The sequence below is a fragment of the Paenibacillus sp. 01T424 genome, assembly GCF_056398745.1.
In genome coordinates, this window is the sequence record NZ_JBFTPZ010000019.1 from 128,676 (window position 1) to 142,245 (window position 13,570).

The 13,570-nt window shown below is 47.0% G+C and carries 12 protein-coding genes and 1 pseudogene; 9 read left to right on the forward strand and 4 right to left on the reverse strand.

Translation table 11 applies throughout. The features are described 5' to 3' along the window. The first annotated feature begins 132 nt into the window (after nucleotides 1–132). The 7 genes and pseudogenes from AC1DPK_RS16290 (at nucleotide 133) to AC1DPK_RS16320 (ending at nucleotide 7,295) form a co-directional block, all read left to right on the forward strand. Nucleotides 133–1,569, forward strand: a complete 1,437-nt coding sequence (locus AC1DPK_RS16290; RefSeq protein ID WP_441877736.1) for a PTS mannitol transporter subunit IIBC — start codon at nucleotides 133–135, stop codon at nucleotides 1,567–1,569. 94 nt (nucleotides 1,570–1,663) lie between these two features. After that, nucleotides 1,664–1,810 (forward strand): annotated as a pseudogene (locus AC1DPK_RS16295) (HTH domain-containing protein); the annotation flags it as partial. A 183-nt stretch (nucleotides 1,811–1,993) separates the two neighbouring features. Continuing rightward, nucleotides 1,994–3,694, forward strand: a complete 1,701-nt coding sequence (locus tag AC1DPK_RS16300; protein ID WP_477510986.1) for a BglG family transcription antiterminator — start codon at nucleotides 1,994–1,996, stop codon at nucleotides 3,692–3,694. A 2-nt stretch (nucleotides 3,695–3,696) separates the two neighbouring features. Next, nucleotides 3,697–4,134, forward strand: coding sequence for a PTS mannitol transporter subunit IIA (locus tag AC1DPK_RS16305; RefSeq protein ID WP_477510987.1), 438 nt, complete (start codon nucleotides 3,697–3,699; stop codon nucleotides 4,132–4,134). Continuing rightward, nucleotides 4,131–5,303 (forward strand): mannitol-1-phosphate 5-dehydrogenase, encoded by a 1,173-nt coding sequence (locus tag AC1DPK_RS16310; protein ID WP_477510988.1) that lies wholly within the window; start codon nucleotides 4,131–4,133, stop codon nucleotides 5,301–5,303. Before AC1DPK_RS16305 ends, AC1DPK_RS16310 begins: the two co-directional genes overlap by 4 nt. Before the next feature lie 5 nt (nucleotides 5,304–5,308). Further along, complete coding sequence (gene ptsP, locus AC1DPK_RS16315; RefSeq protein WP_477510989.1) at nucleotides 5,309–7,042, forward strand: phosphoenolpyruvate--protein phosphotransferase; 1,734 nt, start codon at nucleotides 5,309–5,311, stop codon at nucleotides 7,040–7,042. Continuing rightward, nucleotides 7,035–7,295, forward strand: coding sequence for an HPr family phosphocarrier protein (locus AC1DPK_RS16320; protein WP_339206371.1), 261 nt, complete (start codon nucleotides 7,035–7,037; stop codon nucleotides 7,293–7,295). Before ptsP ends, AC1DPK_RS16320 begins: the two co-directional genes overlap by 8 nt. Before the next feature lie 230 nt (nucleotides 7,296–7,525). Here the strand turns inward: AC1DPK_RS16320 and AC1DPK_RS16325 are convergent, their stop codons facing one another. Continuing rightward, a complete protein-coding gene (locus tag AC1DPK_RS16325; protein ID WP_477510990.1) occupies nucleotides 7,526–9,763 on the reverse strand; it encodes a YhgE/Pip family protein in 2,238 nt (745 codons plus the stop codon). Between the two features lie 76 nt (nucleotides 9,764–9,839). Next, the gene (locus tag AC1DPK_RS16330) at nucleotides 9,840–10,415 is read right to left on the reverse strand and encodes a TetR/AcrR family transcriptional regulator (protein ID WP_441910574.1); all 576 of its coding nucleotides are present in this window, start codon (nucleotides 10,413–10,415) and stop codon (nucleotides 9,840–9,842) included. Between the two features lie 243 nt (nucleotides 10,416–10,658). Here AC1DPK_RS16330 and ytxJ point away from each other — a divergent pair, with 243 nt between their 5' ends. Next, nucleotides 10,659–10,997, forward strand: a complete 339-nt coding sequence (ytxJ, locus tag AC1DPK_RS16335) for a bacillithiol system redox-active protein YtxJ (protein ID WP_076268487.1) — start codon at nucleotides 10,659–10,661, stop codon at nucleotides 10,995–10,997. Nucleotides 10,998–11,075: 78 nt separating this feature from the next. Here the strand turns inward: ytxJ and AC1DPK_RS16340 are convergent, their stop codons facing one another. After that, nucleotides 11,076–12,515, reverse strand: coding sequence for an amino acid permease (locus tag AC1DPK_RS16340; RefSeq protein WP_477510991.1), 1,440 nt, complete (start codon nucleotides 12,513–12,515; stop codon nucleotides 11,076–11,078). A 251-nt stretch (nucleotides 12,516–12,766) separates the two neighbouring features. On the opposite strand from AC1DPK_RS16340, the gene AC1DPK_RS16345 reads away from it, so the two are divergent. Then, nucleotides 12,767–13,381: a PH domain-containing protein gene (locus AC1DPK_RS16345; RefSeq protein ID WP_339206364.1), complete on the forward strand. Its 615-nt coding sequence runs from the start codon at nucleotides 12,767–12,769 to the stop codon at nucleotides 13,379–13,381. A gap of 96 nt (nucleotides 13,382–13,477) precedes the next feature. On the opposite strand, the gene AC1DPK_RS16350 is transcribed toward AC1DPK_RS16345, so the two are convergent. Continuing rightward, nucleotides 13,478–13,570, reverse strand: a 93-nt coding sequence (locus tag AC1DPK_RS16350) for an IS3 family transposase (protein WP_477510996.1), incomplete at its 5' end; no start/stop codon positions are given.

Sequence of the window (13,570 nt, forward strand, 5' to 3'; positions counted from 1 at the left end):
CTAAAAGGAAAAATGATGTCAACAATGCTCATGACGCAACCTGTTTTTCAATTCATTGAATATGAAAGCGCTATACATTACGATTAATTCAGGTTCAGTTAGTGAACATTATTATAAATTGGAGGTTTAAGCATGAGTAAACTGACATCCGAGCAACCGGTATCCGGCGGAGTTAAAGTTTCCGTACAACGATTTGGTCGTTTTCTAAGCGGCATGGTCATGCCGAATATTGGCGCTTTTATTGCATGGGGACTCATTACGGCACTATTTATTCCAACAGGCTGGTTTCCGAACGAAAGCCTAGCAACACTTGTTGGACCGATGATTACCTACTTGCTCCCTATACTCATCGGCTATACCGGTGGTCAAATGATTCACGGCGTACGCGGAGGCGTAGTCGGCGCAATCGTCACACTCGGCGTTATTGCTGGGGCGGACATTCCCATGTTCCTCGGAGCCATGATCGTTGGCCCGCTAGCCGCATGGGTGCTGAAGAAATTCGATCAATCTATTGAAGGAAAGATTCCTTCGGGCTTTGAAATGCTCATCAACAATTTCTCGTCCGGCATTATTGGCGGCGGCCTTGCACTGATTGCCTTCAAAGGCATCGGGCCGGTCGTAGCCGCATTAAGCAAAGTACTTGCTTCAGGTGTGGAGTGGCTGATCAACACAGGTTTCCTGCCGCTTGCGAACATTTTGATCGAGCCAGCTAAAGTACTGTTTCTCAACAACGCGATTAACCACGGCATACTAGGTCCGCTCGCGCTGGATCAAGCATCACAAGCCGGCAAATCCATCATTTACATGCTGGAATCCAACCCAGGACCTGGTCTTGGCATTCTGCTTGCTTATTGGGTATTCGGAAAAGGAATGGTTAAGCAATCGGCACCAGGCGCTGTTGTTATTCATTTCTTCGGCGGTATTCACGAGATTTACTTCCCGTACATTCTAATGAATCCGCGTTTGATTATTGCAGCTATTGCTGGGGGTGTTGCTGGTACATTCACCTTCTCCATCTTCGGAGCTGGTCTTGTCGCCGCGCCATCACCGGGCAGCATTATCGCCTATATCACCATGACGCCAAAAGGCGGACTACTAGCAATGCTAAGCGGCGTAGTCGTCGCAACAATCGTTTCATTCCTTGTCTCTGCTGTTCTTCTTAAAACAAGTAAGCAGGCAGGAGATAACGACAACGAGCTTGAGCTCGCTGCACAAAAAGTTCAGCAAATGAAAGCTGAATCCAAAGGAAATGCTGCTTCACCTGCCGCAGAACAAGTACAGCTAACGAAAGAGCAAGTGAACAAAATTGTATTTTCCTGCGATGCGGGTATGGGCTCAAGCGCGATGGGCGCTTCCATATTGCGCAAAAAAATAAATGCAGCTGAGCTGCCGATTACCGTTATCAACACGGCGATCAACGATATTCCAGGCGATGCCGACATCGTTATCACCCATAAAACATTGACTGACCGCGCACGCCTAAAGGCGCCAAATGCAGAGCATATTTCCATTGATAATTTCCTTAAAAGTCCAGAGTATGACTTGCTCGTACAAAGACTAAGTTCATGACTTCATACTTAACGCTGACAGTTTACTGTCGGCGTTAAGTCCATTCTTCTGCTAAGGAGGATAGCCTATCAAAGCCTCAACTAGGCAACGTCGAATTATCGAACTGCTGCTGAGTCAAAAGCAAGAAATTACCGCAGCCGATATCGCGTCCATTGTCGGTACGAGCACAAGGACGATCCATCGCGAGCTTGTCGATATCGAATCGTTACTTGCCGCAAACGGCATTGCACTTCACAAAATAGCAGGGCTTGGTATTCAAGTAGAAGCAGACTCGGATACTCTTGAGCGATTCAAACAATCGTTTGAGCCATCTGATTACTTTGAATATTCGGCTGAAGAACGAAAAATCGTTATTCTCTGCAGGCTGCTTGAGCATGACGAGCCGATAAAGCTGTTTGCACTCGCCCATGAGCTGCGTGTAACGATGCCGACCATCAGCCATGATCTCGATGAGCTGGAGGAACTGATCAATAAACATGGGATGACCCTTGTTCGCAGAAGAGGGTATGGCGTTGAAATTATTGGATCTGAAGAAGATAAGCGTCATTCGATTAGCTTGCTTGCCATAAATCATCTTGACGATTCCGATTTATTCGGTCAATTCAAGAACCTTACAGTCTCAAATCCGATCACAGCACAGCTGCTCGACATGATCGGCAAAGAAAACTTTAAGCGGCTCGAGCATGCGCTATGGGAACTAAATGACGAATGGCCACATACGTTGTCCGAATCTAACTATACAAGATTGCTTATTAAGCTGTCGGTTGCATTAACCCGAATAGAGAACAACTGCTTTGTCTCAGCAAGCGAATATCGTCATTCTGATGAAATCATTCCCTTGCTGCGAAGCTTGCTGGTTGCGCTCAATCTACAGCTCCCAATAGAAGAAAAAACATATCTTTCACAACTGCTGAATAGCGAAGCTTTTCTAGATAACGGCCTGTTGATTCATCATGAAGATATGCCGACCATTGAAGGTGTCAGGCTGCTCATCCGTTATGTCGAGGATCAGCTAAACATGTCGCTCATGGAGGATCGATCGCTGGAGGAAGGACTTATTCAGCATATAAAACCAGCCTTTCAACGCATTAAGGACGGCATCGCCATCCGCAATCCGATGTTAGTGCCGATCAAAAAAGATTACGCTATATTGTTTTCCATTGTTCAAAGCGCTGTACAACAGGTTTATCCGCTTCTACAAGTGCCTGACGAGGAGATCGGTTATATCGTTATGCATTTTGGAGCTTCCCTTGAGCGGTTAAAGCCTTTTCCAAGAAAAATAAGAGCTGTTCTCGTTTGCACGAGCGGCATCGGTTCATCCAAGCTTTTAGCTGTCAAAATTGCTAATGTACTGCCGCAAATCGACTTGATCGGTCATTATTCATGGTATGAAGCGACAAGGCTTCCGCCGAGCCGCTATGATTTGATCATTTCAACAGTTGATTTGCCGTTAGAGCCCGACCGCTATATTAAGCTGAGTCCTCTGCTCACGCCGGAAGAAACAAATAAGCTTCGCAGCTATATAGAGGGCACCACCTTGAAGAAGGCCGCTCCCTCCCTATCAGCAACCGAAGACACGGCAGGCCAGTCACCTCTGGATCGTTTGCTTCAGCTTCAGCTGTATTCCGGCATCGTTCTTCAGCTGCTTGACGGCTTCCATGTGCATGATTTAACGCTGTTGCCAGATCAAGATCGATTGGACCACCAGCTGCCGAGTATGCTTTCCTTAATCGGAAAGCCGTATATCGATGCAAATCGCGAAAAAATAGCCGATCAGCTGCTCGCAAGAGAGCTGCAAGGAAGTCTCGTCATACCAGATACCGAGCTTGCCCTGCTTCATACACGCAGCGAGTGGATTAAAGAGCCACTGCTTGCTTTATATCGATATGATCGAACTTTGCAGCTAGGCGAGGATGAAGATGCGCAGGCCAAGCACCTGTTGATGATGCTCGGCCCTCTCAAGCTTGATTCCTATAGCCTTGAGCTGCTAAGTGAAGTTAGCGCAATGCTGCTGCTGCCGAATCTGCTAACTTTATTAGCGCATGATGATGCGGCAAGCATTAAGTTGTTTATCTCAAAGAAGCTGGAACAATATATAAAAACCAAATTGGATTGGAGAGAATAATCATGACCATTCTATCTACAGAGAAAGTAAAATTAAACGTTAACCTTAAGGACAAATACGAAGCGATCCGCATGGTTGGACAAATGCTTGTTGACGCAGGGCATGCTCCGCACTCGTATATCGACAAAATGATTGAGCGCGAGGAGTCTCTATCCACTTATATCGGCGGAGGGCTTGCTATGCCTCATGGCACGAATGAATCGAAAGCACTTATTAAATCCACAGGCATGGCCATTATTACCGTACCGGCTGGCGTAGACTTCGGCGGCGAAGAGCCTGCTCAATTAATTATCGGCCTAGCGGCTGTCGGCGACGATCACCTTGATATTTTGACCAATGTTGCTGTGCTCGTGTCTGAGGAAGAAGATATGCAGCGCATCTTGAACGCTTCATCGGAGCAAGAATTGATTTCAATCTTTGAATCGGGGATGGAATCATGAAGGCCGTTCACTTCGGCGCAGGCAACATAGGCAGAGGTTTTATCGGTTTGCTGCTGCATAACGCGGGCTACGAGGTATGTTTTGTTGATGTAAATGATACGCTTGTCTCGCAGCTGCAGGAAAAAGGGCAATATGCGGTTAAGATTGCAAACGAGCAAGGCGACACGTATCTAGTTGACCATATAACTGCTATTGACGGTAAAAATATAGATTTAGTCGCTAAGACTATCGCAGAAGCGGATATCGTTACAACCGCTGTTGGCGTATCGGTACTGAAGCACATTGCCGCTGCGGTTGCTAAAGGAATTGAGCTTAGAATCGAGAGCGGCAAAGCCGCTCTTCCGGTTATTGCGTGCGAGAATGCCCTTGGCGGCAGCACGATTTTGAAGCAATTCGTATATGGCCATCTATCTGAGGATGTACAGGCGAAGGCCGATCAGCATATCGTTTTCCCTGACGCCGCCGTTGACCGTATCGTTCCGCTGCAGCAAAATGAAGACCCACTTGAAGTTATGGTCGAGCCTTTCTATGAGTGGACTGTAGAGCGTTCCCCATTGCTTAATTCGCTTAAGGAAATTGACGGAGTACACTACGTCGATCAACTGGAGCCGTATATCGAGCGCAAGCTGTTCACTGTTAATACAGGGCATTGCGTTGCAGCGTATCACGGTTTTCTTAAAGGCTGCGAGACGATTCAAGAAGCGATGAACAACAAAGAGATATTGGCAGAGGTACGAGGCGCATTGCAGGAATCAGGAGCTGCGCTTATCCAAACGTATCAATTCGATGAGAAAGAGCATGCGCTTTATGTTGAGCAAATTTTGGAGCGCTTTGTTAATCCTTACTTGGTAGACGAGGTAGTTCGAATCGGCCGCTCGCCTATTCGCAAAATTTCTCCGAATGACCGTCTAGTTAGACCGGCCTCATTAGCTTATAAATTTGGCATGCCTGCCATTCATTTGACCACGGCTATGGCAGCGGCTTTACATTTTAATGCTGTAGATGATCCCGAAGCTGCCGAGCTGCAAGCTTCCATTAAGGAACTAGGCCTTCATTCTACGATAACAAAATATACAGGTTTAGATGAGCAGCATCCGCTTCATATACAAGCGGCAGAGCAATACCGCAAGCTGGAGCAATCCCTCCAATCTGCGGCGAAAGGAGTCTGAAGTTAATGACATTAACACTTAAAGGGATAGCAGCATCACCGGGTATCGCCATTGCCCCGGTCTTCCATCTCGCATCCGAGCGTTTCATACCGACTGAGCAATTTGTGCAAGACAGTGCGCAGGAAATAGAAACGTTCCGCCGTGCTGTTGCAAGCACCCGTGAAGAGGTTGAAGCGATTCGCACAAAAACAGAGGAGCGCCTCGGAGCAGACAAAGCCGAAATATTCGAAGGTCATCTGATGATTTTGGAAGATCCTGATTTCATTGAAGCGATTGAGCAAAAAATAGCCGAAGAATCCATAGATGCTCAATTTGCGCTCCATGAGATATCTAAACATTTTATCGACCTTCTGCAATCGATGGCTGATGAACTGCTAAGAGGACGCGCCGTTGATATTGAGGACGTATCCGGACGCATCATGAGTCATTTGCGCGGCGTTCCGCATACTGACCTAGCCAATCTGTCGGAGGAGTGTATTATCGTTGCGCGCGATCTGACGCCTTCAGATACTGCTCAGCTTAATTTGAACTTCGTACGCGGTTTTGTCACAGAGATAGGCAGCCGCACCTCGCATTCTGCCATTATGGCGCGATCATTGGAAATACCAGCAATCGTAGGGATCGGCCAAGCGGTTCACGATATGAAAGAGCAAGCCGTCATTATCGTTGATGCGGCTGAAGGCATTGTCCTAATTGAGCCTACGGAAGAAGAGCTTGCAGCCTATCAAGAAAAGAAACAAAAGGATGATCTGCGCAGAGCGGAATTAAGCAAGCTGAAGGATAAGCTCACTTTATCCAAGGATAGCAAGCAAGTAGAGCTGGCAGCCAACATCGGCAGCTTGGAAGATATTCAGCGGGCAATCGACAACGGCGCCGAAGGAATTGGGCTTTTTCGTACCGAATTTCTATATATGGGGCGCAGCTCCCTCCCAACGGAGGAGGAGCAGTTCACCAGCTATAAATATGCGCTTGAGAAAATGAACCCTAAGCCAGTCGTCATCAGGACACTTGATATAGGCGGAGACAAGGAGCTCCCCTACATGGAGCTGCCAAAGGAAAGCAACCCATTCTTAGGACAGCGCGCGCTGCGCCTATGTCTCGATAGACAGGACTTGTTCCGTACACAGCTGCGGGCACTTCTCCGCGCCAGCCGCTACGGCAATTTGAAAATCATGTTCCCGATGATTGCCGTATTAGAGGAGCTCCTCGAGGCAAAGAAGCTGCTTGAGGAAGAAAAGCAGAAGCTCATCGCCGAAGGCGTGCAGCTTGCCGAGCATATCGAAATAGGCATGATGGTCGAAATTCCAGCCGCGGCAGTTGCTGCCGATCTTTTCGCTCCTGAAGTTGATTTCTTCAGCATCGGCACTAATGATTTGATTCAATATACAATGGCGGCAGACCGTATGAACGAAACGGTATCGTACCTGTACCAGCCATGGCATCCATCCTTGCTTCGCCTCATCAGCTTCGTTATTCAAGCGGCAGAGAAAGAAGGCAAATGGGTGGGCATGTGCGGCGAGATGGCAGGCGATCAGACAGCAATCCCTTTGCTGCTTGGCCTTGGCCTGCATGAATTCAGCATGAGCGCAGGTTCGATTCTGCAAGCAAGAGAGCTGATCGGACAGCTCGACCAGTCCGAATGGTCGGTTCATGCCAATCAAGCACTGACTATGCGGAGCACTCAGGAAATTACACAATTCGTAGAACGCACAAGAAACGGAGTGATTCATCATGATTAGCAAAACTTACACTATCATCAATCCGACGGGCTTTCATGTACGCCCAACTAAAACCTTCGTCCAAACAGCAAACACCTTTCCTTGTAAAATCAGCGTCATTGCCAAAGGCAAAAAAGTAAACGGCAAAAGCTCGCTTAGCATGCTGACACTTGGTATCGCGATGAATGAAGAAGTGACTTTGGAAATTGACGGCGAACAGGAAGAGCAAGCGCTCGAGACGCTTGGTCAATTGCTCACTGAAATTCACGAATAGCAGATAATTAACGGCTGACCGAATGAGAAGAGATCATCTTAAATGATCCCTTCCAAAATGGTCAGCCGTTTTTGTATATGACTGTGCGGAGTTAGTCCGGCTCACCTCACTTCCTTGCGCTACATTTGTATACAAAAAAAGACGCTCTCATCCACTTTTCATCGTGTTTGAGAGCGTCTTTGCATATTGCGCTGTGTCACGGATTATCCGAGACCAGCCCTTTTTTTAAATTAAACAGATGCCGGAACTGCTGGTTCCAACTGATCGTCCTTCGTTTTCCGATGGGACAAAGTAAAGTACAGATAAGAAAGCACTGCGAACAGAATAGCAATGCCCGCCATAATTGCAACATATCCAGCCATCGAGCTGAAATCTCCGCTTGAGATAATATCTCTAAAGCCTTTGACCGAGTAAGTCATTGGCAGGAACGGCGATACTTTTTGCAACCATCCAGGTACAAGCTCGATAGGGAATGTGCCCGCAGAGCTCGTTAATTGGAAAATAAGCAAAATAACTGCGATAAATCGTCCCGGATTGCCCATTGAAGCAACTAGGAATTGAATAATCATCATAAACGTAATGCTGGTTAGTATGGAGTACATGACGAACAAGCCCATGCTTTGCACTTCCAGCTTCAGCACATAAATAAGAGCAGCATCCGCAATCAATGCCTGAATAGTACCGATTAGCGCTAAAGTGAGTGCTTTACTCAAAAACCAGCTCCAGCCGTTAACTGGACGAACAGCCGGTTCACGAACCGAATATACAATCGTTAATAGCATAGCTCCGACATATAATCCAAGCGATAGGAAATACGGCGCAAGACCCGTACCGTAGTTATCTACCTTCGTTACTTTCTCTACATCCAGCTTCACTGGATCGGAGAACATATCCACCATCGTATCGGTCAGCTTTAGATCAGACGTCTTATCCGACGCTTCATTCAGCTTGCCAGACAACTCCTGAGTGCCATCCTCCAATTTCAACAAACCTGAAGCTACTTGCTGCGCACCATCCTCCAGCTCTACTGAACCATTAACGAATGGCGTAATGCTTGAGGACAATTGTGAAAGTCCAGACGTAAGCGTTGCTGCCCCGCTGTTCAGCTGTTTGGCACCTGCTGCAAGCTTTGTTCCGCCGGCACTTGCTTCAGCAAGCTTCGAGCCAAACTGATTCATGCCGGTTGAAAATTTCTTCGCACCAGCGACTACTTGCTCTGCGCCTGCACCAAGCTGCTTGCCGCCGGCCGCTGCTTCCTCGACCTTCTTATCGAAGGTTCCTAGTCCATCAGATACTTTGACTAGGCCGTCGCTCAGCTTAGACGCCCCGTCTCTCAGCTGCTTCTGTCCTTCTGAAGACTTCTCCAGACCCGCAGCAAGCTCTCGGCTCGCTTTGAGCAAAGACGCAAAGCTTTCGCTCTCCGCCAGCTCGGGGTTCGCCTGACCCAGCTGCGCCAGCCCATTCGCCAGCTGTGACGCTCCTGCCTTCAGCTGCTCCTCGCCCGCAGCTGATTCCTTAAGACCGCCCGCCAGCTGCCCTGCAGCCTGCTGCGCGTCCGACGCGCCTCCCGCCAGCTGTCCGCTCGCTCCGGCTAATTGCGACAAGCCGTCGCTAAGCTTCACCGCTCCGGCTCCAAGCGAGCCTGCGCCTTCACCGAGCGATGCCGCTCCCGCGCCAAGCTCCTTCTGCGCTGCCAGCAGCTGCGCCAGGCCGCTAGATAGGTCATTCGTGCCCGTGCTAAGCTCGGCACTGCCTTTGCCAAGCGCCTTGCCGCCATCGTTCAGCTTAGCGACTCCCTCTTTGAGAGTCAGCGATCCGCTGACCAGCTTCGCTAAGTTTTTCTCGATGAGTACGGCTCCGTCCTTCGCCTTTGTCGTCCCATCAGCAATTTCACCTGCACCATCGCTCGCTTTGCTTATGCCATCCACGAGCTCCTCCATTTGCTCAAAAACAGTGCGCGTATAAGCCGACGTCACTTCTTTGTTAAGCTCCATTTTCATCGTGTCTACTGCTTTGCTGCCAATCTGAGAAGCTAAAAAGTTATAACTCTCATTAGCTAAATACGTAAGCTTAGCCGGTGTTGGCTTATCTGAAGTTAAAGTGGTTGTTTTCTCCGAGAAATCAGAAGGAATCTCAATGGCCAAATAATAGCTATGATCTTCCATTCCCGCCTCAGCTTCCTCTTTACTCACGAAATGCCATTCAAATTTTTCATTTTCCTTTAGCTCTGCCTCAAAATCATCGCCAATATGCATCATCTCGCCGTTAAATTCATACCCTTTATCCGCATTAACGACAGCTACCGGCATCTTATCCAAATTTCCGTACGGGTCCCAAAACGCCCCTAGAAACATCGATGAGTACATAACGGGAATCATCAGCACGCCAATTACCGATATCAACAACATTTTGTTGCGGCCGATTCCGGACAATTCTTTACCAAACTGCTTTAAACCTTTGAACTTCAAATCGTCCACTCTCCCAATTACTGATTGACTATTTCTCTCATTCGGTCATTTCTTTGTGTAAAAAAAGGCATCCAGGTTATTCCGGAGCCAATCCTACTTGCATATAGAATCGCAATTTTTCCGCTACTTGCTGTTTGTCCAGCGGTTCATGCGTTTTTTTCCATTCTACCGTAAGCGCCATATACAAGCGGAGCATAACAAACGCAGTCATTTCTGGATCACAAGGCTTAATCTCGCCCTTATCGATCGCCAGCTGGATTTGATGTTGAATATAACCAACGACTGCCTTCTCTATTTGCTGTATACCCTCCAGCGCCATGGGCGTACCAATCTCGCGTACCTCATGCGATAGCTTAAGTGCAAGCTCATGTTCCTCGCGAAAATCGAGCAGCTGCTCGAGCGCAGCGTTCAAATTATCGAAGAATAATCGATTAGGATCAACAACCTTTTCTGCAACCTGCTTCATTTCAATAATAAGCTTCTTCATAATTTCGTGGAACAACTCTTCTTTATTCGTAAAGAACGTATAGATCGTCCCTTTGCCCACATTCGCAATTTTCGCTACCTGATCCATGGTCGTCGCCTTATACCCAAACAACGCGAACGACTTCCCCGCAGCATTCACAATCTGCTGTCGTCGATCAATGGCCATTCCTTCACCTCCGAGCATTTCATTCCTTTATTACTTTAAAAACTGACCAAAAAACTAAAACGGTCATTTCGACTTCCGTTATCATAGCACGCGCCAATTCCGATTGCAATACCCAATTCATACAATAGCAATATGGCTCAGGGCATAACGACAAAAAAATGACTTTACTCGTCAAAAAGCGCTATACTATATGTACGGTTTTAATTAATTTCTGCACAGCAGATTAAAAGGAGTGTTCCCCTTATGTCATACAAAGAAATCACGTCCATTGAAGAATGGAATAACGTCTATGAAGCTTCAGCTACTCGTCCACTCGTTATATTCAAGCACAGCACCACTTGCCCGGTCAGCGCTAATGCTTACCAAGAATTCAATCAATATCTTGATGGGAAACCAAGAGAAGATGTGGAATACGTGCTTGTAAAAGTCATCGAATCGCGTCCGGTTTCCAACCAAATCGCTGAGGATACTTCCGTTAAGCATGAGTCCCCGCAAATTATTTTTATCGAGAAAAAAGAAAAAGTGTGGACGACGTCCCACTGGTCGATTACTAAAGCTCATATTACAGCTGTACTCGACTAATTTTTTTTATAAATTTTATTAAAAAAAGCTTCCAGCCTAATGCCTCAGCGCATAACGGTTGGGAGCTTTTTTTTCATACTATTCCTCCGGATCTAGCTTACATTCTGCCAGCGTCAGCATTCGAGTACGATACTTCCATTTGTGTCCGATAAAGATGGCAAGGAAAAGGGGAATGCCGATGTAGGAGGCGAAGATATAAGCCCAATCAATACGGCCATCCTTGAGCGCGCCGATAAACTGACCGCCAATCACAACAATACAGAGCAGCATAGCTAGGATCGGACCAATCGGAAACCATTTCGCCAAATAGGCCAGATCCTCAAGCTTGTGGCCTTGTGATACATAAGCTCTGCGAAAGCGATAATGGCTAATTGCAATGCCAAGCCAAACGATAAAGCCAGACATCCCCGAAGCATTCAGCAGCCACACGTAGACTACGCCGTCACCGAAGAAGGAAGCTAAGAAAGCGAGCATGCCAAGAGCCCCCGTCGCAAGGAGCGCCGCTACAGGAACCCCGCGCACGTTCAGCTTAGCCAGAAAACGAGGGGCCTTCCCCTCCTTCGCCAGCACCCAAAGCATCCGCGTAGAGGCATACATACCGGAATTGCCTGCTGACAATACCGAGGTCAAAATGACCGCATTCATAATTGAAGCCGCTACGGCAAGACCTGCTCTCTCGAAAATGATCGTAAATGGACTCGTCGAAATGTCTCCGCTCGCGAGCTGCGCGTTTGAATAAGGGATCAACATGCCAATTAGCAATATCGCCAATATGTAGAACAAGAGGATTCTCCAAAAAATAGAACGGATGGCACGCGGGATATTCTCGCGAGGATTCTCACTCTCTCCAGCCGTTACTCCAATTAGCTCCGTTCCTTGAAAAGAGAAGCCCGCAGCCATAAACACACCTAACGTAGCTAAAAAACCAGCAGGAAACGGATTGTCCGTCAGATTGCTTATGCCAACCGCTTTCCCATTCCAAATGCCGATCACCATCATCAAGCCGATAGCGATAAACACGATTACCGTTACAATTTTGATCATGGCAAGCCAGTATTCCGATTCGCCGTAACCCTTAACAGACAGAAGGTTAAGGCTAAGCATTAACAATAGAAATAGACCGCTCCACAAAATAGACGGACTGTTCGGAAACCAAAACTTCATAATAAGCGTGGCCGCAGACAACTCCGCCGCAATCGTTATCGCCCAGTTGTACCAATAGTTCCAGCCAAGCGCAAAACCAAGCGAAGGATCAACAAAACGCGCTGCATAGGTGCTGAACGTTCCAGACACAGGCATATAGGTAGCCATTTCCCCTAAGCTTGTCATCAGAAAATATACCATAATGCCAATCAGCGAATAAGCAAGCACCGCTCCTCCCGGCCCAGCAGAGTGAATGGCACCGCCACTCGCAAGAAACAAACCCGTACCAATAGAACCTCCAAGCGATATCATGGTCATATGCCGAGCCTTCAAACCTCTGCGCAGCGTGTTCGAATCCTCTCGTTGCTCACTCATTGTCACGTTCCTCCTTTCCATCTCCTCAGTTTGTTGAATTTCCCGTATTTTATCCATCCGATAAAAAATTTAAGAAAGATAAAACTCTCTATATAAACGATGCAAAAGCTTGTGAATAAGCTGCTAATAAGATAGATGATTATCCAGTATCATACTGCGCTAAAATACGACAAATGGACTATCATATTTTCCATTTTTTAATATATAATGAGTAGGTGTGAATTCCACGCAACGATGAGAGGAATGGTAAAATGTTTGGTAAATTAGCAGCAGATGCCCTTGGAATAAGTGATATTGGCGCGATCATCAAGCCCGCAGATTTCAGCAAAGCCGATTCTGACGATTACGTCATGCATGAGGATAACGAGAAAATTTATTTTCTCATTAAGTCAAAAACCGACGAATATTGCTTCACAAACCTTGCACTCATTCATTTGGACGGCAAAAGCGCACTAAGCAAAAAACGGACATTGAAGCGTTACTCTTATAGCGCGAACCAAATTTCACAGGTTGCATTGGAAACGGCAGGCACGGTCGACCTTGACGTTGAAATCAAGTTCTCGATTGGCTCAATCCCCTTTTCAATTGATGTAAATAAGAAGCATATCGAAGAGCTGAAAGACCTTTATAAAGCACTTATCAAAATCTCAGAAATTACACGCGAGAACGAAATCTCGCTTGAATATGCAAGACGCAGCCTGGATCTCGCATCCACAACGTTGCAGCAAATCCATAAAGGCGACTTCAATGTCGTCGAACAGTTCGACGGACTGAACAAATCCGCGTTCAACTGGCTTGTAAACACGCACAAACAATATCGCATCAAGGATTTTGGCGCTATTTTTGAGCGCTATATCAACAACTAGTTAAGAGACCAATTTCATACGATACGAAAAAAGACGAAGAACGTCCTTCGGGACTGACCCCCATTTGTGAGACAGGGATCAAAACACCTTTCAAGTTTAAACGGCCAATCGCCTATAATCAACCGGCGACTGGTTATTTAGTTTCGTTTGAATACGAATTGCGTTATAGTAAGTGATGTAGTCTCGAAC